The organism is Streptomyces sp. Ag109_O5-1, from assembly GCF_003814875.1.
GTDB classification, from domain to species: Bacteria; Actinomycetota; Actinomycetes; order Streptomycetales; family Streptomycetaceae; genus Streptomyces; species Streptomyces sasae.
Window position 1 is genome coordinate 8786035 of record NZ_RKQF01000001.1, and the last position, 22721, is coordinate 8808755.

The 22721-nt window shown below is 70.4% G+C and carries 16 protein-coding genes; 6 read left to right on the forward strand and 10 right to left on the reverse strand.

The features are described from left to right. Positions 1-29 precede the first annotated feature (29 nt). From EDD90_RS39955 to EDD90_RS39985, 7 genes are all read right to left on the reverse strand, one after another. Positions 30-746, reverse strand: a complete 717-nt coding sequence (locus EDD90_RS39955) for an ABC transporter ATP-binding protein (protein WP_123977971.1) — start codon at positions 744-746, stop codon at positions 30-32. After that, positions 743-1690 carry an ABC transporter ATP-binding protein gene (locus tag EDD90_RS39960; RefSeq protein WP_123977972.1) on the reverse strand — a complete coding sequence of 316 codons (948 nt, stop codon included), beginning with the start codon at positions 1688-1690 and terminating at the stop codon, positions 743-745. Before EDD90_RS39960 ends, EDD90_RS39955 begins: the two co-directional genes overlap by 4 nt. Positions 1691-1696: 6 nt before the next feature. Further along, positions 1697-3475 (reverse strand): branched-chain amino acid ABC transporter permease, encoded by a 1779-nt coding sequence (locus tag EDD90_RS39965; RefSeq protein WP_123982138.1) that lies wholly within the window; start codon positions 3473-3475, stop codon positions 1697-1699. Positions 3476-3480: 5 nt separating this feature from the next. Further along, positions 3481-4419, reverse strand: coding sequence for a branched-chain amino acid ABC transporter permease (locus EDD90_RS39970; protein WP_123977973.1), 939 nt, complete (start codon positions 4417-4419; stop codon positions 3481-3483). A gap of 109 nt (positions 4420-4528) precedes the next feature. Then, on the reverse strand, positions 4529-5737 hold the full coding sequence (locus EDD90_RS39975; protein WP_123982140.1) for a branched-chain amino acid ABC transporter substrate-binding protein: 1209 nt from the start codon (positions 5735-5737) through the stop codon (positions 4529-4531). Between the two features lie 567 nt (positions 5738-6304). After that, positions 6305-6796: a PaaI family thioesterase gene (locus tag EDD90_RS39980; protein ID WP_123977974.1), complete on the reverse strand. Its 492-nt coding sequence runs from the start codon at positions 6794-6796 to the stop codon at positions 6305-6307. Positions 6797-6893: 97 nt separating this feature from the next. Then, positions 6894-9188, reverse strand: a complete 2295-nt coding sequence (locus tag EDD90_RS39985; protein ID WP_123977975.1) for an FdhF/YdeP family oxidoreductase — start codon at positions 9186-9188, stop codon at positions 6894-6896. A 380-nt stretch (positions 9189-9568) separates the two neighbouring features. On the opposite strand from EDD90_RS39985, the gene polA reads away from it, so the two are divergent. Then, positions 9569-12298 (forward strand): DNA polymerase I, encoded by a 2730-nt coding sequence (gene polA / locus EDD90_RS39990; RefSeq protein ID WP_123977976.1) that lies wholly within the window; start codon positions 9569-9571, stop codon positions 12296-12298. 235 nt (positions 12299-12533) lie between these two features. Continuing rightward, the gene (locus EDD90_RS39995) at positions 12534-12914 is read left to right on the forward strand and encodes a hypothetical protein (RefSeq protein WP_185149399.1); all 381 of its coding nucleotides are present in this window, start codon (positions 12534-12536) and stop codon (positions 12912-12914) included. On the opposite strand, the gene EDD90_RS40000 is transcribed toward EDD90_RS39995, so the two are convergent. After that, positions 12850-13689 carry a DUF4184 family protein gene (locus EDD90_RS40000; protein WP_123977977.1) on the reverse strand — a complete coding sequence of 280 codons (840 nt, stop codon included), beginning with the start codon at positions 13687-13689 and terminating at the stop codon, positions 12850-12852. The two genes, EDD90_RS39995 and EDD90_RS40000, sit on opposite strands and share 65 nt — an antisense overlap. A gap of 312 nt (positions 13690-14001) precedes the next feature. Between EDD90_RS40000 and EDD90_RS40005 the strand changes: the two genes are divergently transcribed. The 3 genes from EDD90_RS40005 to EDD90_RS40015 all read left to right on the forward strand — a co-directional run bounded on the left by EDD90_RS40005 (position 14002) and on the right by EDD90_RS40015 (position 17066). After that, the gene (locus tag EDD90_RS40005; RefSeq protein ID WP_123977978.1) at positions 14002-15771 is read left to right on the forward strand and encodes a lytic transglycosylase domain-containing protein; all 1770 of its coding nucleotides are present in this window, start codon (positions 14002-14004) and stop codon (positions 15769-15771) included. Positions 15772-15917: 146 nt separating this feature from the next. Next, positions 15918-16052: an SPW_0924 family protein gene (locus EDD90_RS40010; RefSeq protein WP_123977979.1), complete on the forward strand. Its 135-nt coding sequence runs from the start codon at positions 15918-15920 to the stop codon at positions 16050-16052. 21 nt (positions 16053-16073) lie between these two features. Next, positions 16074-17066, forward strand: a complete 993-nt coding sequence (locus EDD90_RS40015) for a DUF3068 domain-containing protein (protein WP_123977980.1) — start codon at positions 16074-16076, stop codon at positions 17064-17066. On the opposite strand, the gene EDD90_RS40020 is transcribed toward EDD90_RS40015, so the two are convergent. Both EDD90_RS40020 and EDD90_RS40025 read right to left on the reverse strand, forming a co-directional pair. Next, complete coding sequence (locus EDD90_RS40020) at positions 17056-19812, reverse strand: ATP-dependent RNA helicase (RefSeq protein ID WP_123977981.1); 2757 nt, start codon at positions 19810-19812, stop codon at positions 17056-17058. The genes EDD90_RS40015 and EDD90_RS40020 overlap by 11 nt on opposite strands. A 67-nt stretch (positions 19813-19879) precedes the next feature. Then, complete coding sequence (locus EDD90_RS40025; protein WP_123977982.1) at positions 19880-20761, reverse strand: class I SAM-dependent methyltransferase; 882 nt, start codon at positions 20759-20761, stop codon at positions 19880-19882. Positions 20762-21129: 368 nt separating this feature from the next. Between EDD90_RS40025 and rpsA the strand changes: the two genes are divergently transcribed. Beyond that, positions 21130-22626: a 30S ribosomal protein S1 gene (gene rpsA, locus EDD90_RS40030; protein ID WP_123977983.1), complete on the forward strand. Its 1497-nt coding sequence runs from the start codon at positions 21130-21132 to the stop codon at positions 22624-22626. Positions 22627-22721 lie beyond the last annotated feature (95 nt).

Below are 22721 nucleotides of genomic sequence, written 5' to 3' on the forward strand. Positions count from 1 at the left end.
CCCCCACGCACCCGCGGACGACCGACTGCCTAGTCCTCGCCCAAATAGGCCTTGCGAACCGACTCGTCGTGCAGCAGATCCTGCCCACTGCCCGACAGCACGATGTTGCCGACCTCCATGACATGCCCCTGGTCGGCCAGCGACAGCGCCGCCTGCGCGTTCTGCTCGACCAGCAGGATCGTCGTGCCCGTCGACTTCAGCTCGGAGATCGTCGCCATGATCTTCTGCATCATGATCGGCGACAGCCCCATGGACGGCTCGTCCAGCATCAGCAGCTTCGGCTGGGACATCAGCGCCCTGCCCATCGCCAGCATCTGCTGCTCACCGCCCGAGAGCGTGCCCGCGGCCTGCTTGCGCCGCTCCCCGAGGATCGGGAAGAGGTCGTAGGCCCGCTGGATGTCCCGCTCGATGCCCGCCTTGTCCTTGCGGAGGAACGCACCGAGCTGGAGGTTCTCCGCGATGGTCAGGCGGGGGAAGATGTGCCGGCCCTCGGGGGAGTGGGCCAGCCCGAGCGCGACGATCTTGTGCGCCGGGACCCCGCTGAGCGGCTTGCCGTCGAAGACGACCTTCCCCGAGGCGGGCTTGAGCAGGCCCGACAGGGTGCGCAGGGTCGTCGTCTTGCCGGCGCCGTTGGTGCCGATGAGAGTGACGACCTGGCCGGCCTCGACACTGAACGAGATGCCCTTGACGGCCTCGATCTTGCCGTAGGCGACCCTGAGGTCCTCGACCTCCAGCAGTGCGGTCACTGGGTCTCTCCCTTGGTGGTGCTGTCCGCCTCGGTGCTCTCCGCGTCGGCGTCCTCCGCGTCGGCTGCCGGGGCTGCGTCGGAGGGCGGGGCCGCGTCGGCGGTCCGGTCCTCGGCGACAGCCTCCGCGGCGGCCTCCGCGGCCTCGACCTCGGCGGCCTCCGCCGTCCCGGGGTCGCCCTCGAACGGCTCGCCCAGGTAGGCGGCGACGACACGCTCGTCGGCCTGGACGACGTCGGAGGTGCCCTCGACGAGCTTCTCGCCCTGGACGAGGACGGCGACCCGGTCGCAGAGGTTGAAGATGAACCGCATGTCGTGCTCGATGACGAGGACGGCGATGCCCCTGTCCCGGATGGCGAAGACCAGTTCCTCGGTGGCCCGGGTCTCCTGCGGGTTCATGCCCGCGGTCGGCTCGTCGAGCAGCAGCAGGCCCGGCTCGCTCGCCAGTGCCCGGGCGATCTCCAGCTTGCGCTGCTCGCCGTAGGGCAGGTTGCGCGCGAGGTGGTCACGCTTGCCCGCCAGGCCGATGAACTCCAGGAGCTCCATGGCCTTCGCCTCGGACTCCTTCTCGGCCTTGCGGAAGCCGGGACCGCGCAGCAGCGCGGACCACAGACCCTCCTTGGTCCGCGTGTGACGGCCCACGAGGACGTTCTCCAGGACGGTCATGTTGGCGAAGAGCCGGATGTTCTGGAACGTGCGCGCGATGCCCGCCTGGGTCACCAGGTGCGGCTTGGGCGGCAGCACCTTGCCCTGGTAGGAGACCGTGCCCTCGGTGGGGATGTACAGACCGGTGAGGCAGTTGAAGAAGGTGGTCTTGCCGGCGCCGTTCGGGCCGATCAGGCCGACGATCTCGCCGCTGTTGACCGTGAAGTCCACGGAACGGACAGCGGTCAGGCCACCGAAGCGCATCGTGACGTCACGGGCTTCGAGTACAGGTGTCGTCATGGTTCCTTACGCCCCTGCCTTGGTGACGGCCGGATCGTCGCTCAGCGTCGCCTGCGCCGGTACGTCGAGCTGGCCGGTCTCGTGGAACTCCAGCTGGCGGCGGCGGTTGGCGATGATGCCCTCCGGCCGGAAACGCATCAGCAGGATCAGCGCGATACCGAACGCGAACAGCTCGTAGTTCTGCAGGAACTGGAGCTTTTCCGGGACCAGGTAGAGCACGCTCGCGCCGAGCAGCGGGCCGCTGACGGTGCCCATGCCGCCGAGGACGACGGCGGCCAGCAGGAAGGCCGAGTTGGGCGGGGCGGCGCCGGCGAACTGGTACGGCTGCGGGTTCACGCTGTAGTTGACGTGGGCCATCACGGTGCCGGCGAGGCCCGCGAGGGAGGCGCCGAGGGCGAAGGCGACCAGCTTGACGCGGAAGCCGTTGATGCCCATGGCGGTCGCGGCGGTCTCGTCCTCGCGGATGGCGATCCACGAGCGGCCGATACGGGAGTCGGCGGCGCGGGTGAAGACGAGTACGACGATCGCCGTGACGATGAGCATCAGGAACAGGTAGTTGGCGAACCGGCCCAGGCTGTGCCCGAGGATGTTGTGCGACTCGCCCAGGTTGAACCCGAGGATGTCCAGGTCCGGGATCTGGGTGATGCCGTTCGGGCCACGGGTGATGTTCGGACCCGAGGTGCCGTCGAGGTTGTTGACGGTGATACGGAAGATCTCACCGAAGCCGAGGGTGACGATGGCCAGATAGTCGCCGCGCAGCCGCAGGGTCGGCGCGCCGATCAGCACACCGAAGACCAGCGAGGCGGCCATGCCGGTCAGGGCGGCGGCCCAGAACGGGAAGTGCACACCGGAGAACCGGGAGTACTCCGAGCCGGAGACCAGGGCGGCCGCGTAGGCGCCGACGCCGAGGAAGGCGACGTAACCGAGGTCGAGCAGACCGGTGAGGCCGACGACGATGTTCAGGCCGAGGGCGACGGTGGCGAAGATCAGGATGTTCACGCCGACGTTGGCGTTGTGGTCGTCGCCCTGGGTGAAGGGGAAGATCACGGCGGCGACGAAGGCGAGCGCCGAGGCGAAACCCTTGTGGTGGGCCGCGGCGGTCGCGAAGCGGTCGACGAGGCCGGTGTGCATGAGGCCCCAGGCGGCGAAGACGAGCAGCAGCAGATAGCCGATGAAGGTCTCGCTCGCGTCGTTGTCGATGCCGATCCCGTAGCTGAAGGCCACCAGGCCGAGCGCGACGCCGACCGTGATGACGATGCGGTCGACGAGCGGCGACGCCTTGCCGGGAGCGGGCAGTTGGGGCTTGGTCAGGTAACCGCGGATGCCGGTGCCCGGAGCCGGGTGGGGCAGCGCGAGGGCACCGACGACGGGCAGCGCGGAGGCCGCCATCGCCACGTAGGCACCGGGGTCGAGGTTGACCAGGCCGCCGAGGTCGACGGCGATGGCGATGCCGGTGAACCAGCAGACGGCGAACGCCGACAGGGCCGTCAGGAAGACCGGGGAGGTGGCGTTCGCCGGGTTCAGCCGGCGCAGCCACTTGATGTCCCACAGGGTGAGCCCGAACAGCAGGGTGAGGGCGCCGCCCACGAGGGCGAGGATCTGCAGGCCGGCCGGGTAGCCGTAGACGGTCAGGTCGCCGGGGAAGTCGGACGTCCAGGTCCAGCTGAGGAAGGTGCTGGCGATGGTGCCCACGGCGCCCACGACGATGAGCAGCCGGGCGAGGGACCGGGGCAGCGGGACCGGCCCGTGCTCCGTCGCCGCCGGGGAGTTGGTGGTGTCGGTCATGCTGCTCACGCCCTGTCCGCGACGCGTTCGCCGAGCAGACCCTGTGGTCTGAAGAGGAGTACGAGGATCAGCAGGACGAAGGCCCACACGGAGGACCAGCCGCCACCGCCGAGCTGCTGCATACCGGGGATGTTGGCGATGTAGGCGGTGGCCATGGCCTCGGCGATACCGAGGACGAGGCCGCCGAGCATGGCGCCGTAGATGTTGCCGATGCCGCCGAGGACGGCCGCGGTGAACGCCTTCAGACCGGCGATGAAGCCCATGTCGTAGGAGACGGAACCGTACTTGAGGCCGTACGACACACCGGCGACGGCCGCGAAGAAGCCGCCGATCGCGAAGGCGATGACGATGATGCGGTTGGTGTCGATGCCCATCAGCTGGGCGGTGTCCGGGTCCTGGGCGGTGGCCTGCATGGCGCGGCCGGTGCGGGAGAGCCGGACGAAGAGCGCGAGGACCGCCATGCACAGCGGCGCGGCGATGATCAGGAAGATGTCACCGCTCTGCACGGTCACGGAGCCGATGTGCAGCGGACCGAACGGCAACTGCGGGAAGACCCGCGCGGACTTGGCGTCGCCGTCGATGTGGTACCAGTTGAAGACCGCCTGCTGCAGTGCGAGCGACAGACCGATCGCGGTGATGAGCGGGGCGAGGCGTGGTGCGCCCCGCAGCGGTCGGTAGGCGAAGCGCTCGGCGCCGACGGCGATGAGCACGGCGACCAGGGCGCCGCCGATGAGCATCGCCGGCAGGGCTACCCACATGGATATGCCGTCCGGCAGGAGAAGGTAGACCGTGAGGGCGCCGAAGCCTCCGGTCATGAAGATCTCGCCGTGGGCGAAGTTGATGAGCTGGACGATGCCGTACACCATCGTGTAGCCGATGGCGATCAGACCGTACATCGAGCCGAGGAACAGCCCGTTGGCCAGCTGCTGCGGCAGGGTGTTCACCGCATGGCCTCCATGTGGTGGGGAGAGTCAGGGGGGCGGTAGAGGGCGGGCCGCGCGGTGACGGTGGTCTGTGCCGCGCGGCCCTGGTGAAGCGATGTGCTTCGGTTGGTTACTTCGGGTTGGCCACGCCGCTCTGGACGGACTTCCACGCACCGCTGACGACCTTGTAGACGGTCAGCTGCTTGTTCGTGGTGTCGCCGTACTGGTCGAACGCGATCTTGCCGGAGATGCCCTCGAAGGAGGTGCTCTGGACGGCGCTGACGATCTGGGAGCGGGCGTCGCTGGGGATCTTGCCGTCCTTCACGACGGTGCCGACGGCCTTGATGATCGCGGTGGCGGCGTCGTAGGAGTACGAGCCGTAGGTGCCGTAGTCACCGGGGTACTTCTTGTCCTTGTAGGTGGCCACGAAGTCCTTGGCGGCGGGCAGGGTGTCGACCGGGACACCGATCGACGTCACCAGGTCGCCCTCGGAGGCCTTGCCGGCGGTCTTGATGTAGGTCGGGGTGAACATGCCGTCGCCGCCGAACAGCGGGATGTTGGCGCCCGCGGCCTTGAGCTGCTTGGTCAGCACCTGGGACTCGTCGTACTGGCCGCCGTAGTACAGGATGTCGGCGCCCGAGCTCTTGATCTTCGTGACCAGGGTCGAGAAGTCACGGTCACCGGTGTTGACGTGGTCGGTGCCGATGACCTTGCCGCCCTGCTTGGCGAACTGCTCCGAGAAGATCTTCGACAGACCCGCGCCGTAGGTCTGCTTGTCGTCGACGACGAAGGCCTTCGTCTTCTTGGCGACGTTGAAGGCGTAGTCCGCGGCGTAGGCGCCCTGCAGGGCGTCGGTGGTCGCGGTGCGGAAGTACGTCTTGAACGGGCGCGACGGGCTGGTCTGCCAGTTCTTGCCCATCGTCAGCTCGGGGTTGGTGTTGGACGGGGAGATCTCCACCAGGTTGGCGGTGGCGAAGACCTGCTGCATCTGCGTGGCCACACCGGAGTTGAGCGGTCCGACGACGCCGAGCACGGTCTTGTCGGAGACGAGCTGGGTGGCGTTCTGCTGGCCGGTGGCCGGAATCGCCTTGTCGTCCAGGGCCTTGATCTTGAAGGTGACGCCCGGGACGGTCTTGTTCTTGTTGGCGTCGTCGACGGCGATCTGGGCGCCGTACTGGATGCCGAGACCCGTGGCGGAGTTCTGGCCGGTCAGCGGGGCATCGACGCCGATCGTGACCGTCACGTTGCCGCTGTCGCCGCCCTTGTTGCTGTTGTCGCGGGAGCCGCAAGCAGTGAGGGTCAGAGCTCCGGTGGTCAACACGGAGGTGAGAATCACCAGAGAACGCTGTCGCACAATCGATCCTTTCCACAGGCATGTTCGCCCCCCCGAAGGGAACGACGGGTGCCGCGCCGGTACCGAACTCCCTATGGAGCGGTGACTGGCCGTGACTCTAAGCGCGGGTGAGGAACGTGGAGGAGGGCTTGTCCAAGGCTGTGACGCTCTTGTTATGACACGAGGTAATGCAGAGCGGTACAACGTGGGTAGGAAAGAAGGAATTAAGCCCGATTCGCCCAGTCCGGATTCTGAGAACCCGCAGGACTCGCCCCGTGTCGGTTCAGGCGTCTCAACGGTTTTGGGCATGACGCATGCCGTTGCTGTGGGCGACTTCCGGGGTGCGGTGAGAGCCGCTTGCGCCGTGGGAACCGGATGGATCGGCGAATCTGTATTGCGCGCGTATTACGTAGAGTTACGCATAGGAAAGAAAGTCAAGCCTCCGGAACTTCTTCGCATTTCCTTGCGGGACGCGAGGGGGAGAGGTGAGAAGAGGTGAGAGTTCCGGCCGACGCGACGCCGGCGTCCGGGGGGTGACGGCCGGGCGGGGTCCGAAGGCCCCGCCGGGATGCGTCAGGTGTTGCTGCCCTGGACGTGGATCTCGTCGCCCTTGCGAACGTCCCGCAGCAGGCAGGTCAGTCGGGCCGTGCAGACCCGGCGGCCCTCCTCGTCGCTGATCGCGATCTCGTACGTCGCCGTCGAGCGCCCCCGGTGCACCGGCGTGGCCACGCCGGTGACCAGACCGGAGCGGACTCCGCGGTGATGCGTGCAGTTCAGGTCGACGCCGACCGCGATCTTCGAGCTGCCGCCGTGCAGCATCGAGCCGACCGACCCCAGGGTCTCCGCCAGCACCGCGCTGGCACCGCCGTGCAGCAGCCCGTACGGCTGGGTGTTGCCCTCCACCGGCATGGTGCCGACCACCCGGTCCACGGATGCCTCGAGGATCTGCACGCCCATCCGCGCGCCGAGGTGGCCCGCCGAGAACAGGGCCGGCAGGTCGACCCCGAGCGCGGCGTACTCCTCGATGACCTCCTGCGGGAACTTCACGCGCTGCTGCTCGCCCATGGACCGGCTCCGTTCGTCGTACAGCTGTCTTCAAGATGCCTTCCACTGAGCAAACGCTCAGTCGGTAGCCGATTCTTCCAGACGGGCCGGCGGATGGTCAGACGACGGGTGCCGGGTGCTGTGCGCCGCTCTCCAGACGGACCACGACGGACTTGCTGGCAGGGGTGTTGCTGGTGTCCGCGGTGGCGTCCAGCGGCACCAGCACATTGGTCTCCGGGTAGTACGCGGCCGCACAGCCCCGGGCCGTCGGGTAGTGCACGACCCGGAAGCCCGGCGCCCGGCGCTCCACGCCGTCCCTCCACTCGCTCACCAGGTCCACGTACGCCCCGTCGGCCACGCCCAGCGCCCGCGCGTCCTCCGGGTTCACCAGGACCACCCGGCGGCCGTTCCGGATGCCCCGGTAGCGGTCGTCCAGCCCGTAGATCGTGGTGTTGTACTGGTCGTGCGAGCGCAGCGTCTGCAACAGCAGCCGGCCCTCGGGCAGTTCGGGGTACTCGACCGGCGCCGCCGTGAAGTTCGCCTTCCCGGTCGTCGTCGGGAAGCGGCGCTCGTCGCGCGGGGCGTGCGGGAGCGTGAAGCCGCCCGGGTGCGCCACGCGCGCGTTGAAGTCCTCGAAGCCGGGGATCACACGCGCGATACGGTCGCGGATCGTCGCGTAGTCCTTCTCGAACTCCTCCCACGGCGTGCGGCTGTTCATACCGAGCACCCGGCGTGCGAGCCGGCACACGATCGCCGGCTCCGACAGCAACTGCGGGCTCGCGGGCTCCAGTCGGCCGCGCGAGGCGTGCACCATGCCCATGGAGTCCTCGACGGTGACGAACTGCTCGCCGCCGCCCTGGAGATCGCGCTCGGTCCGGCCGAGCGTCGGCAGGATCAGCGCCCGCGCGCCTGTGACGACATGCGAGCGGTTGAGCTTGGTCGACACGTGCACGGTCAGCCGCGCGCGCCGCATCGCCGCCTCGGTGACCTCGGTGTCGGGGGTGGCGGAGACGAAGTTGCCGCCCATCGCGAAGAAGACCTTCGCCTCGCCGTCGCGCAGCGCCCGGATCGCCCGGACGACGTCGAAGCCGTGCTCACGCGGGGGCGCGAAGCCGAACTCCCTCTCCAGGGCGTCGAGGAAGGCCGGTGCCGGGCGTTCGAAGATGCCCATCGTGCGGTCGCCCTGCACGTTCGAGTGGCCGCGGACCGGGCAGACGCCCGCGCCCGCGCGGCCGATGTTGCCGCGCAGCAGAAGGAAGTTGACGACCTCCCGGATCGTCGGGACCGAGTGCTTGTGCTGGGTCAGGCCCATGGCCCAGCAGACGATGGTGCGCTGGGAGGCGAGCACCATGCGCAGGGCCTCCTCGATCCGCTCGCGGGCGAGGCCGGTCGCGGCCAGCGTCTCGTCCCAGTCGGCGGCGCGGGCGGCCTTCGCGAACTCCTCGTACCCGTGGGTGTGTTCGCGCACGAACTCCTCGTCGACCGCGCCGTCCGTCTCCAGGACCAGCTTGTTCAGGAGCCGGAACAGGGCCTGGTCGCCGCCGATGCGGATCTGCAGGAACAGGTCCGTGAGCGCGGCGCCCCTGAGCATGCCCTGGGGCGTCTGCGGGTTCTTGAACCGCCCCAGACCGGCCTCGGGGAGCGGGTTGACGCTGATGATCTTCGCACCGCTGGCCTTGGCCTTCTCCAGGGCGGAGAGCATCCGGGGGTGGTTCGTGCCCGGGTTCTGCCCGGCGACGATGATCAGGTCGGCCTTGTAGAGGTCCTCGAGGTGGACGCTGCCCTTGCCGATGCCGATCGTCTCGTTCAGCGCCGAGCCCGACGACTCGTGGCACATGTTGGAGCAGTCCGGCAGGTTGTTGGTGCCGAGCTCGCGCGCGAACAGCTGGTACAGGAACGCGGCCTCGTTGCTGGTCCGCCCCGAGGTGTAGAAGACGGCCTCGTCGGGGGAGCCGAGGGCGGCGATCTCCTCACCGATGATGTCGAAGGCGCGCTCCCAGCTGACCGGCTCGTAGTGCTCGGCGCCCTCGGACAGATACATGGGGGTGGTGAGCCGTCCCTGCTGGCCGAGCCAGTAGCCGCTGCGGTGGTGCAGGTCGGCGACGGAGTGCGAGGCGAAGAACCCGGGTGTGACCCGGCGCAGGGTGGCCTCCTCGGCCACGGCCTTGGCGCCGTTCTCGCAGAACTCGGCGGTGTGCCGGTGTTCCGGCTCGGGCCAGGCGCAGCCGGGGCAGTCGAAGCCGTCCTTCTGGTTGACCCGCAGCAGCGTCAGCGCGGTGCGCTTCACTCCCATCTGCTGCTGGGCGATGCGCAGGGTGTGCCCGATGGCCGGCAGCCCGGCGGCCGCGTGTTTCGGCTCCGCGACCCGCGGCGCGTCCTGAACCGGGTCCCCGCTGGGCGGCTTTGTGGCCATCGCTCGTTCTCCCTCTACCCGGCACCACTGCCCTGTGCATCGATCCTCGCACGCGTCACCGACAACGACCGAGGAAGGCGGACGGGGGAGAACGGCAGGAATGCCTGCGGCGAACGAGTTCCCCTGCCCCCACCACTTTTCAACTACGCGGCCTCCCTTGCCGTTCCCGCCCCTGCTGACGGCCCTGCGCACCCTGCACCGACCGCGCCCTTCAGGCTGTTACGTCTGTTATGTCATGTAAGCTCCATCGGTTGGTCTTTCTGCTCATTGCTGTGTTCTTCATCTCTTTCAGGGGGTCCTGTCTGTCGTGCCGGTCCCGTCCCCTCCGTGTCGCCCTCGCGGAGCGCGGCGTGTCAGTGGGGCGTGGCAGGATCGGAGGCGTGGCAGAGACAGCATCGAAGAAGACCGACAAGACCCCCGGCGGGACCCGTCCCCGGCTGATGCTCATGGACGGGCACTCGCTGGCCTACCGCGCGTTCTTCGCGCTGCCCGCGGAGAACTTCACGACCGCGACGGGCCAGCCGACGAACGCGATCTACGGCTTCGCGTCGATGCTGGCCAACACCCTGCGTGACGAGGCGCCCACACACTTCGCGGTGGCGTTCGACGTCTCCCGCAGGACCTGGCGCTCCGAGGAGTTCACCGAGTACAAGGCGAACCGCTCCAAGACCCCGGACGAGTTCAAGGGCCAGGTCGAGCTGATCGGCGAGCTGCTCGACGCGATGCACGCGCAGCGCTTCGCCGTCGAGGGCTTCGAGGCCGACGACATCATCGCCACCCTCGCCACCCAGGCCGAGGCGGAGGGCTTCGACGTCCTGATCGTCACCGGCGACCGCGACTCCTTCCAGCTGGTCACCGAGCACACCACGGTCCTCTACCCGACCAAGGGTGTCTCCGAGCTGACCCGGTTCACCCCGGAGAAGGTTTTCGAGAAGTACGGCTTGACGCCCGCCCAGTACCCCGACTTCGCGGCCCTGCGCGGCGACCCGTCCGACAACCTGCCCGGCATTCCGGGCGTCGGCGAGAAGACCGCCGCGAAGTGGATCAACCAGTTCGGTTCCTTCGCCGAGCTGGTGGAGCGCGTCGACGAGGTGAAGGGCAAGGCCGGCCAGAACCTCCGCGACCATCTGGAGTCGGTCAAGCTCAACCGCCGGCTCACCGAGCTGGAGCGCGGCGTGGAGCTGCCGAGGACGGTCACCGACCTGGAGCGCGCGCCGTACGACCGCAAGAACGTCGCGATGATCCTGGACACCCTGGAGATCCGCAACCCGTCGCTGCGCGAGCGTCTCTACGCCGTCGACCCCGGCGCCGAGGAGGCCGAGTCCACGCCGGTCGCCGAGGCGGGTGTGGAGGTCGACGCCACCGTCCTCGGCACCGGCGAGCTGGCCGGCTGGCTCGCCGAGCACGGCACGGAGCAGCCGCTGGGCATCGCCACCGTCGACACCTGGGCGCTCGGCACCGGCTCGGTCGCCGAGGTCGCCCTCGCCACGGCCGACGGTCCGGCCGCCTGGTTCGACCCGGCCGAGCTCGACGAGGCCGACGAGAACGCGTGGGCGGCCTGGCTCACCGACGCCGCGAAGCCGAAGGTCTTCCACAACGCCAAGGGCGCGATGCGGGTCTTCGCCGAGCACGGCTGGACCATCGAGGGCGTCACCATGGACACGGCCCTCGCCGCCTACCTGGTCAAGCCCGGCCGCCGCTCCTTCGACCTGGACGCGCTGTCCCTTGAGTACCTGGGTCGCGAGCTGGCACCCGCGGCGGCGGCCGACGGCCAGCTGGCCTTCGGCGCGGACGACGGCGCCGAGGCCGAGGCCCTGATGATCCAGGCCCGCGCGATCCTCGACCTCGGCGGAGCCTTCGAGGACCGGCTCCAGGAGGTCGGCGCGGCGGACCTCCTCCGCGACATGGAACTGCCGACCTCCGTCCTCCTCGCCCGGATGGAGCGGCACGGCATCGCGGCCGACCGCGCGCACCTGGAGGCGATGGAGCAGATGTTCGCGGGCGCGGTCCAGCAGGCCGTGAAGGAGGCGCACGCGGCGGCCGGACACGAGTTCAACCTGGGCTCGCCCAAGCAGCTCCAGGAGGTCCTCTTCGGCGAGCTGGCGCTCCCCAAGACGAAGAAGACGAAGACCGGTTACACCACCGACGCCGACGCACTCGCCTGGCTCGCCGGCCAGACCGAGAACGAACTGCCGGTGATCATGCTCCGGCACCGTGAGCAGGCCAAGCTGCGCGTGACCGTCGAGGGCCTGATCAAGACCGTCGCCGCCGACGGCCGTATCCACACCACCTTCAACCAGACGGTCGCCGCGACCGGCCGTCTCTCCTCCACGGACCCCAACCTCCAGAACATCCCGGTCCGCACCGACGAGGGCCGGGCGATCCGCCGGGGCTTCGTGGTGGGCGAGGGCTTCGAGTCCCTGATGACCGCCGACTACAGCCAGATCGAACTGCGCGTCATGGCCCACCTCTCCGAGGACGAGGGCCTGATCGAGGCGTTCACCTCCGGCGAGGACCTGCACAACACGGTCGCCTCCCAGGTGTTCGACGTCGACCGTTCGGCCGTCGACGCGGAGATGCGCCGCAAGATCAAGGCGATGTCGTACGGCCTCGCGTACGGTCTGTCGGCCTTCGGCCTCTCCCAGCAGCTGAACATCGACGCCGGCGAGGCGCGGGGCCTGATGGACACGTACTTCGAGCGCTTCGGCGGGGTCCGCGACTATCTGCGCCGTGTCGTCGACGAGGCCCGTGCCACCGGTTACACGGCGACCCTCTTCGGCCGCCGCCGCTACCTCCCCGACCTCAACAGCGACAACCGCCAGCGCCGCGAGGCGGCCGAGCGGATGGCCCTCAACGCACCCATCCAGGGCACCGCGGCGGACATCGTCAAGATCGCCATGCTCCGGGTGGACGGCGCGCTGCGCGAGGCGGACCTGAAGTCCCGCATGCTCCTCCAGGTCCACGACGAAATCGTCCTGGAGGTCGCGCCCGGCGAGCGCGCGGAGGTCGAGTCCATCCTCCGCGAGCAGATGTCCGACGCGGTCCACCTCAGGGCCCCGCTGGACGTCTCGGTGGGCGTGGGCCCGGACTGGGAGTCGGCAGCGCACTAGCCTGCGGCGCGAGCCGACAGCCTTCGGCGAGACCGACAGAGGGCGCCGTTCCCCCGACCCCGGGTGGAGCGGCGCCCTTCCTGTTCCTGTTGCCTCCTCCTCGGCCGCAACGGCGCTCGGTCACCACGCCGTAGTGGCTGCGCGTCGTCGTGGCGGGAAAGGAGGCCATCGCCCCCGTCACTCACCTGGACCCTGCCAGAACGCCCCCGCCCTCGCCACCGGCAAGGATGCCGCCATGGGTATACGTATGGTTCACCGCCGGACGCCCCAGAGCAGGCCTCCGGCCAAGGCCCGTTCCGCCTCGGCCTCCGCTCAGGTCACGGCGTCCCCGTCGGCCCCGGCCCAAGCCGCCGGCGCCAGCTCCGCCCGCATCCCCACCGACCTCGCCCTCACCGTGCGCCGGGCGGCCACCCGTCTCCGGCGCCGGCTCCGTGCCCGCCGCCCCGGCCTGCGCCAGTGGCTCGACCTCGCCCGCAGCTACCTCGCGCTGCTTCTCACCGCGCTCCCCGGACCCCGCCGCCCCCGCACCATGACCGTGTTCGTGGCGACCCTCACCGAACGGCCGACGGGCTCCGCCGCACGCCGTCGGCCACCGGAACCGGACGCCACACCCTGACCACCACGGCATACCCCAGCACCCCGAGCAGCAGCCCCGCGCCCGCTCCGAACAGCACCGTGGGCAGCAGCTCCCAGGGCTTGGCCGTTGCCCCCCAGTAGTCCCACCACCGGGTCGCCCGCTGCACCGCCGCGACCAGGGCGCAGCCGCCGATCCCGGCAGCGGCCCACCACCGGTCCCGTATCGACAGCAGCGGTACGCCCACCGGTTCCCCGGCCGGCGCCCGCCGTACCGCGCGGACCACGAACACGGCGAGCACGGCCGCACCCACCGCCGAACTGCCGTACTGGAGCAGGGTGTACAACGGCACGCCCGCGACGTCCCGGCCGATCGCGGGGATCAGCCGCGTCCCCCAGCGGTCGTGGTGGGTGAACGCGTCCCAGACGACATGCGTGAGCGCGCCGAGCACGGCGCAGACGTACCAGCGGGCCGCGACGGAAACGCCGGCACGCGCGCGTGGCGTCCCGCAGCGCAGCACAGTGGCCACCCGTCCCTGCCGGGCGCGTGGGAGGAGGGCCACGAGCGGTTCCCGTATCAGCACCCACAGCCCCACGAGCGCCCAGGAGAAGAGCACGTCGACGGTGAACACACCGGTGAAGGAGTGGGTGAACTCGCCGAACTCCATCGCGTCCGGCACCGCGCTCGCCGCGTAATAGGTGAGGTCGGGGGAGAAGGACCCCGCCACGAGCACCGCCGGCACCAGGCGTCCGCGCCCGGTCCCGTCGCCGCGCACGGCGGGCAGTACGGCGGCGGCATGGCTGAGAGTGAACGGCACCCGGGGCCCCCTGGAGCAGTCGTCGGCCGGCGTGCCGAACGGTGATCGCGTACGACAAGTATCCGGGACACCACCATCGTTCAACGGGGGATGGCCAACTGGTGAAAATCGGGCACCGGCGGGTGTCCGTGGAAAGCAAGTTGTCGTAGGGTCGCCTGGGTCGCCGCCCGGGGCGCGTACGGCCGGGTGCACGACCTCACAACTCGAAAGAGGTAACGGGGGCAACCACAGCATCGGGTCAACCGTCACACCAGGGCGAGTGGACAGACGGAGACGGGCGCTCAGAAGGCGCCCAGGGGAGGGGTTCACCTTATGGCGGCGCAATTCGGCAGGCGGCTGCGCAAGGGAGCGGCGACGACCGCCGCGGCCGCGTTGGCGGTGGCGGCTCTGTCCGCGTCCCAGGCACCGGGCGCGACGACCGGCGACACGGGCAGACAGGCCAACGCCGGTGCCAGCACCGCCGCACCCGACGGAGCCGGCGCGACCGGCGGCGCCACCGGCAACTCGCCGTACTACACGGACCTGCCGCCGCTGAACAGCCCGAACCCCAGCGCCAGCCCCACGGCCCCCTCGTCGAGCATCGGCACCGCCGTCTCGCGCGGCGCCGCCGAGGCCGGGATACCGGCCACCGTTCTGGACGCCTACAAGAAGGCCGAGGCGGAGCTGCGCAGCTCCAAGCCCGGCTGCAACCTGCCCTGGCAGCTGCTCGCCGCCATCGGCAAGGTCGAGTCCGGCCAGGCCCGCGGCGGTGACGTCGACGCCGAGGGCAACACCCTGCACCGGATCCTCGGCCCCGAGCTCGACGGCAACGGCTTCGCGCTCATCAAGGACACCGACGGCGGCAAGTACGACGGCAACAGCCAGTACGACCAGGCCGTCGGCCCCATGCAGTTCATCCCCTCGACCTGGGCGTGGGCGGGCCGCGACGGCAACGGCGACGGCGTCAAGGACCCCAACAACGTCTACGACGCGGCGCTCGCCGCCGGCCACTACCTGTGCCGCAACGGCTGGGACCTGTCCGCCCAGGCCGACATGAACAGCGCGATCCTCAGCTACAACAACTCGCAGGACTACCTGAACCTGGTCCTGTCCTGGTACGAGTTCTACCGCAAGGGCACCCACTCGATACCGGACGGCACCGGCACCGTACCCAGCCACCGCAGCGACGACGGCAAGACCGGGTCGGGGTCAAGCAGTTCCGGCAGCCCCAGCGCCTCCCCGTCGCCCAGCACGCCGGGCAAGAGCACGCCGAGCCCCTCGTTGCCCACGCCCAGCACCCCGAGTACGTCGCCGACGCTGCCGGCCACGCCCACCGACACCGTGGACCACCTGGAGGACGCGGGCACCGCCACGCTCACGGCGATGGCCGGCGACGCGTTCACCAAGAAGATCAGCACGCGCGCGGAGACCGAGGCCGGACAGGCCGTCGCCAAGGTCCGCGTCCGCTTCACCATCGTCGGGGACACGGACGCGACCTTCACCGGCGGCGAGACCACCGCCACGGTCGTCACCGACAGCAAGGGCCTTGCCGTCGCGCCGGCGCTCCAGGCGGGCGAGAAGACCGGTGACTTCACGGTCCGCGCCGGCGTGGTCGGCCGTGCCGTGAAGGGCGTGGACTACAAGGCGAGCGTCACCGCGCGCGCCGCCGACACCCTCGCCCTCGCCAACACCACCGCGCTGACCTGCACCCCGGGCGGCGAGTTCGCCGACCAGGTCCAGGCGAAGGCCACCTACCTGGGCGCCGTCGCCGACAAGGTCGCCGCCACCGCCACGCTCATCAAGTCGGCGGACGACACGAGCACGAACGACAAGGGCCCGTACTTCAAGGACGCGAACGGCAACGCCGTCCGCACCCTCACGGACCTCCAGACGGACGCGAACGGCCTGCTCACGCTGCCCAAGCTGTACGCGGACGACACCACCGGCACGTTCCTGCTCCGCATCACCACCACCGGCGGTGCGACGCTCACCGTCGAGCTGACGGTCGCCGCGGCGGACAGCTCGGCGAGCCCGTCGCCGACCGCCTCCGAGTCGGCCTCCGCGTCCGCCTCCCCGAGCCCCTCGGCCTCCGCCACCTCCTGATCCCTGCTCCTACGACGACGAGGGCGCCCTTCCGCCGACGCGGGAGGGCGCCCTCGCGCGTGAGACCTGTTCTCTTCTCACCCTCCCGTTGCTACGGTGCCCGCACCTGACGAGCCGTCAGGTGCCGACAAGGCAGGGAGGCCCGCATGCGCGCCCTGATCGCCGCCGCGACCGGTCTCGCCCTCGCGCTCGTCCTGGTCGTGACGATCAGCGCCCTGGGGTCGCCGAACGGAAAAACGTCCCCCAAGCCGCTGCTCACGACGGTGCCGTCACACCCGTAACCGCCGCCCCGGGAGGCCGAGATGCGCCGCAAGGCCAGTCTGGTCCTGCTCGCCTGCGCCGTGTTCTTCGCGGCACTGTCCCCGCTGCTGCGCTGGTACGCCTTCCCGCGCCTCGCCAAGATCCCGGCGAACCAGTACCAGGACATGGTCCTGGTGGCGAAGAACGCCACGCTCCTCGACTACGGCACCATGAAGGCGAAGAAAGTCCCCCAGGTCACCATCGTGCAGACCCTCAAGGGCAACGTGGAGGCCGCGAAGGAGATCGAGAGGACGGCGGGCCGGGACGTCGTCGTCTGGGACGGGCTCTCCTACGTCCAAGGCCCCGACGGCAAGATGGTCTCCGAGATCCCCGAGCGCTACATCTTCGACGCCCACAGCCAGGAACCCGTCCACGCCACCGGCGAGATGGTCGACGGCGACCCGGTGAGCCGGGACGGCATCGAGTTCAAGTGGCCGTTCCTGACCGAGAAGCGGGACTACGAGTACTTCGACGCGCAGACCCGCACCACCAACCCCATCCACTACAAGGGGACGCGGACCTTCCGGGGCGTCAAGGTCTACTACTTCGAGCAGACCGTCCCGTGGACCAAGGTCGCGCTGCCCAAGAAGATGCCGGTGCAGGGCATCACCCCGGAGTCCGTCGCCAAGACCGGCACCACCCGCTGGTACACGACGGTCCGCAGGTTCTGGGTGGAGCCCGTCACCGGAGCGCCCGTCTACGGCGAGGAGATCCACAAGGAGGAGCTGCGCGGCGGCACCCTGCTGGGCGGCCGCGCCAAGGTCACCGCCTTCGCCGGCGACGTGAAGATGCGCGAGGACTACATCGAGCACACGGTCGCCCTCGTGAAGCACAACCGCACGATCGTCCTGATGCTGACCTCCTACCTCCCCTGGGGCTTCCTGTCCCTCGGTGTCGCGCTGCTGGCCCTCTCCCTCTGCCTGGAGGCGCTGAGCCGCCGCCCCACAGACCCGCAGCCGGCGCAGTCCACGATGCCGGAACCGGTCAGCGCCTGAGCCGCGCGTTGGTGTGCCGGGTGGGCTCCGCGGTCGCGGGATCCTCCGGCCAGGGATGCTTCGGATACCGCCCCCGGAGCTCGGCCCGCACACCCCTGTACCCGTCCCTCCAGAAGGAGGCGAGGTCGGCGGTGACGGCGGCGGGCCGCCCGGCGGGCGACAGCAGATGCACCAGCACGGGCACCCCGGCCACGGCGGGCGACTCCTGCAACCCGAACATCTCCTGCAACTTCACGGCGAGAACGGGCTGCTCGGGCTCGGCGTAGTCAACCCGGATACGCGATCCGCTGGGTACGGCGATCCGCTCGGGCGCCAGCTCGTCGAGCCGTCCCGCCTCCCCGCTCGCCCACGGCAGCAGCCGCCGGAGCCCCTCCCCGGCGTCGATCCGCCCGAGATCGGACCGCCGCCGGGCCCTGCCGAGCTCCGGCTCCAGCCAGTCGTCCACGCGCGCGTGCAGCGCGTCGTCGGACACGTCGGGCCAGGGCTCGCCGAGCCGAAGGTGAAGGAAAGCGAGCCGCTGGCGCAGTACGACGGCCTCGGGCGTCCACCGCAACAGGCCGAACCCCTCCTGCCGCAGCCCTTCGAGCAGCGCAGCGCGCACGAGGGCGGGGCCGGCGTCCCGCAGCGGCCGCACCGCGAGCTCGATCGCCCCGAGCCGTTCCGCACGCCGCGCGACGACCTCCCCGTCGGCCCAGTGCACCTCGTCCCGCTCGTCGAGCAGCGCCCCGGCGGCCGCTCGCGCGATCCCCTCGTCCACCACCGCCGCGAGCTGCACACGCGCGTGCCCCTTCCCCACCGGCCGGTCGGCGACGGCGACGGCGAGCCAGGGTGCGGACCGCAGCGGCGATCCGTCACGGAGTTCGGCTCGGGTCCCGGAGACCATGAGGCAGGAACCGCCGTCCGCCCGGGCGATCCGCTCGGGAAAGGCGAGGGCGGCGACGAGCCCGGCGACATGGTCATCAGGAGCACCCGGCCCGACCCCGACCCCGGCCCCGGCCCCGACTCCGGCCCCGACCTCGACTCCGGCCCCGGTCCCGGCCCCGGCCGCGGCCCCGACCTCAACTCCCGCCCCGACCTCAACTCCCGCCCCGACCTCGACTCCGGCCCCGGACCCGACCTCGGCCTCGACTCCGGCCCCGGACCCGACCTCGGCCTCGACTCCGGTCCCGGCTCCGACCTCGGCCGTGGCCCCGCCCCCGACCTCGCCTGTCGGCCGACGGTCATGGGCGGGCGGGTGGGAAATACCAACGAAGACGGCCCGCAGCCGCCGAACCTCCGCACGCCACCGCCCGGAATAGGCGTCACCCCCACGCCGCACACGCCGCAGAGCAGCCCCCAGATCGTCCCCGTACTCCCGAGGCACCTCCTCGCTCAACAGCGCGACCACCTCCGCGGCCCGCTCCGAGCCGACCAGCGAGGCTCCGTCGATGAGGGCCCGCCCCAGCCGGGGGTGCAACCCCAGCCGCGCCAACCGCACCCCCCTCCCCGTGGCCCGACCGACGGAGTCGACCGCCCCGATCGCCGTCAGAAGAGTCCGCGCCGCCGCCATGGCCCCGCCCGGCGGTGGGTCCAGCAACGCCAGCCCCGCAGCCTCCGGGTCGCCCCAGCAGGCCGCCTGGAGGGCGAACGCGGTCAGGTCGGCCACCCTGATCTCCGGCGCCGGAAAGGCCGTCAGACGGGCGTCCTCGGCCTCGGTCCAGCACCGGTACACCGTGCCCGGCGCCTCGCGCCCGGCGCGCCCCGCCCGCTGCCGTCCGGCCGCGCGCGACGCCCGCACCGTCGTCAGCGCGCTCAGCCCGCGCGCGTGGTCGACGCGCGGCTCCCGCGCGAGCCCGGAGTCGACCACCACCCGGGCGCCCGGGACGGTCAGCGAGGACTCCGCCACGGACGTCGTGAGGACCACCCGGCGCCGTGCCCCGGGCGCCAGCACCGCGTCCTGCACGGCCGCCGGTGCCCGGCCGTGCACCTGGAGCACTTCGACGTCCCCGAGGTCACCCAGTTGCCCGGCCACGCGCGCGATCTCGCCGACCCCGGGCAGGAAGCACAGCACGTCACCGGAGCGCTCGGCCAGGGCCCGCCGCACGACGGATGCCACATGTGTCAGCAGGACGGGGTCGACGCGCATCCCGTTCGGCGGCCGTACCGGACGCACCGGCGGCGCCCACACCGTCTCCACGGGATACGACACGCCGTCCGCCTCGACCACCGGCGCGTCCCCCAGGAGCCGCGCCCAGCCCTGCGCGTCCGTCGTCGCCGACGCGGCCAGGAGCCGCAGCTCCGGCCGCAGCGTCTCCCGGACGTCCCAGAGGAAGGCCGCCACCGTGTCGGCGTCCAGATGGCGTTCGTGGCACTCGTCGAGGACGACGACGTCCACGCCGGACAGCTCCTGGTCGCGTTGCAGACGCTGCAACAGCACACCCGTCGTGACGACCTCCACGCGCGCGTGCCGTCCCACGACCCGCTCGCCGCGCACGGTGTAGCCGACGCTGCGCCCGACCTGTTCGCCGAGCAGCCACGCCATCCGGCGGGCCGCCGCGCGTGCCGCGATCCGGCGGGGCTCGGCCACGACCACCCGCCGGGCCGGCCCCTCGCCCAGCAGCCCGGCCAGCGCCAACGGCACCAGCGTCGTCTTGCCGGTGCCGGGCGGTGCCACGAGGACGGCGGTGCCGTGCCCGTCCAGGGCGTCTTTCAGGCCGGGCAGGGCCTGTCGTACGGGCAGCGCGTCCAGGGCGTCGTAACGGATCACGCCCCTAGTGTCGTACGCCCCGGAAATCGCCCCGCACGCGCGCGTGCACGGTCAAAGTCCGTGCGGCTCAGTCACTCCCCCAGCCTTCGGCCGGGGGACCCCCATCTCGCTCGCACACGAAGATCGCCGTCCCGGGGATGAGATTGCCCCGCAGCGGGGACCAGCCGCCCCACTCGGAGGTGTTCCAGGCCGGCCACTCCGGCTCCACCAGGTCCACCAGCCGCAAGCCCGAGGAGGCGATGTCGCGGACCCGGTCGCCGAGCGTGCGGTGGTGCTCGACGTACACCGCGAGGCCGTCCTCGTCCTGCTCGACGTACGGCGTCCGGTCGAAGTAGGAGGAGGACACGGACAGGCCCTCGGGGCCCGGCTCGTCCGGGAACGCCCAGCGGATCGGATGGGTGACCGAGAAGACGAGGCGGCCGCCTGGACGCAGCACGCGGCGCACCTCGCGCAGCACCTGGCGCGGGTCCGCGACGAAGGGGAGCGCGCCGTACGCCGAGCACACCAGGTCGAACGAGGCGTCCGCGAAGGGGAGCTCGCCCGCGTCCGCGCAGACCAGGGGAAACGATCCGCCGATGCGCAGCGCGTGCTGGAGCTGGCGGTGCGAGATGTCCAGGGCGACCGGCCGGGCACCCTGCGCGGCCAGCCAGCGCGAGCACTGGGCCGCGCCGGCGCCGATCTCCAGGACGTCCTTGCCCTTCAGCTCCTCCGGCGGGCCGAGCAGCTCCGCCTCCACCTCGTCGAGGCCCTCGGGGCCCCACACGAAGCGGTCGTCGCCCAGGAACGTGCCGTGCTCGACCTGGTACTCGTCGGCGTTGCGGTCCCACCAGCCCCGGTTGGCCCGGCTGCTCTCCGCGACCCCGGCGGCACGCCGGGTGGCTTCGGGTTCGGCCTCCGCACCGGACTGTGACCCGGTGTCTTCGAGGTCGAACGAATCGGGCTCTTGGATGATCGGCTCCCTCGTCGTACTCTTCCGTGCAACCCGTTCAGGGGAGTGTCACACGCGCGGTGTGTCAGGCGTGTGTGGCCTCGTGGGACGGTTCTTGTGCCGGGTATGCGGCGATCCGCCCCGGGTGTGCGCCTTCGCGCATTGACCCTGCCCGGCTGCCCCCGTATGCTACAAGTTGCGCTGCGGGCCTGCGCACCTCAGACGTAGCAGGCTGCGCTCGCATCTGTTGTATGTCCCCTCGGTTTTCGAGGCGCCACCAGCGGTTTTGTGTGGCGCTTCCTTGGCTGTCCGGCTTCATCAGAGCGAAACGGGCTCCCGGCGTAAGCAGTACCTACGACTTCAATGTCCGTACCGGAGCCCTTTCCCACATGACGAGCAGCACCGAGACCACCGCCACCACCCCGCAGGTTGCGGTCAACGACATCGGTAACGAGGAAGCCTTCCTCGCCGCGATCGACGAGACGATCAAGTACTTCAACGACGGCGACATCGTCGACGGCGTCATCGTGAAGGTCGACCGGGACGAGGTCCTGCTCGACATCGGTTACAAGACCGAAGGTGTCATCCCGAGCCGCGAGCTCTCGATCAAGCACGACGTCGACCCGAACGAGGTCGTGGCCGTCGGCGACGAGATCGAGGCCCTGGTCCTCCAGAAGGAGGACAAGGAAGGCCGCCTGATCCTCTCGAAGAAGCGCGCCCAGTACGAGCGTGCCTGGGGCACCATCGAGAAGATCAAGGAAGAGGACGGCATCGTCACCGGTACCGTCATCGAGGTCGTCAAGGGTGGTCTCATCCTCGACATCGGCCTCCGTGGCTTCCTCCCGGCCTCCCTGGTCGAGATGCGCCGCGTCCGCGACCTCCAGCCCTACGTGGGCAAGGAGCTCGAGGCGAAGATCATCGAGCTGGACAAGAACCGCAACAACGTGGTCCTGTCCCGCCGTGCCTGGCTGGAGCAGACCCAGTCCGAGGTCCGCCAGACGTTCCTCACGACCCTCCAGAAGGGTCAGGTCCGCTCCGGTGTGGTCTCCTCGATCGTCAACTTCGGTGCCTTCGTGGACCTGGGTGGCGTCGACGGTCTGGTCCACGTCTCCGAGCTGTCCTGGAAGCACATCGACCACCCGTCCGAGGTTGTCGAGGTCGGCCAGGAGGTCACCGTCGAGGTCCTCGACGTCGACATGGACCGCGAGCGTGTCTCCCTGTCGCTGAAGGCGACCCAGGAAGACCCGTGGCAGCAGTTCGCCCGCACCCACCAGATCGGCCAGGTCGTGCCCGGTAAGGTCACGAAGCTGGTTCCGTTCGGTGCGTTCGTCCGCGTCGACGAGGGCATCGAGGGTCTGGTCCACATCTCCGAGCTGGCCGAGCGCCACGTGGAGATCCCGGAGCAGGTCGTCCAGGTCAACGACGAGATCTTCGTCAAGGTCATCGACATCGACCTCGAGCGCCGTCGCATCAGCCTCTCGCTGAAGCAGGCCAACGAGGCCTTCGGTGCCGACCCGGCCACGGTCGAGTTCGACCCGACCCTGTACGGCATGGCCGCGTCCTACGACGACCAGGGCAACTACATCTACCCCGAGGGCTTCGACCCCGAGACCAACGACTGGCTCGAGGGCTACGAGACCCAGCGCGAGGCGTGGGAGCACCAGTACGCCGAGGCGCAGCAGCGCTTCGAGCAGCACCAGCAGCAGGTCATCAAGAGCCGCGAGGCCGACGCTGCCGCTGCCGAGGAGGGCGGCGACGCCGCGGGTGCGGCTCCGGCCGCCGGTGGCGGTTCGTACTCCTCCGAGGGCGCCGACACCTCCGGTGCGCTGGCCTCGGACGAGGCGCTGGCCGCGCTCCGCGAGAAGCTCGCGGGTGGCCAGAGCTGAACGCTCACTGAGCAGTAGCTCCTGACCGAGGGGCCGCACCTTCCGAGGTGCGGTCCCTCGGTGTTTTCCGCCGGGAGTTGCCGGCCGGGGCCACG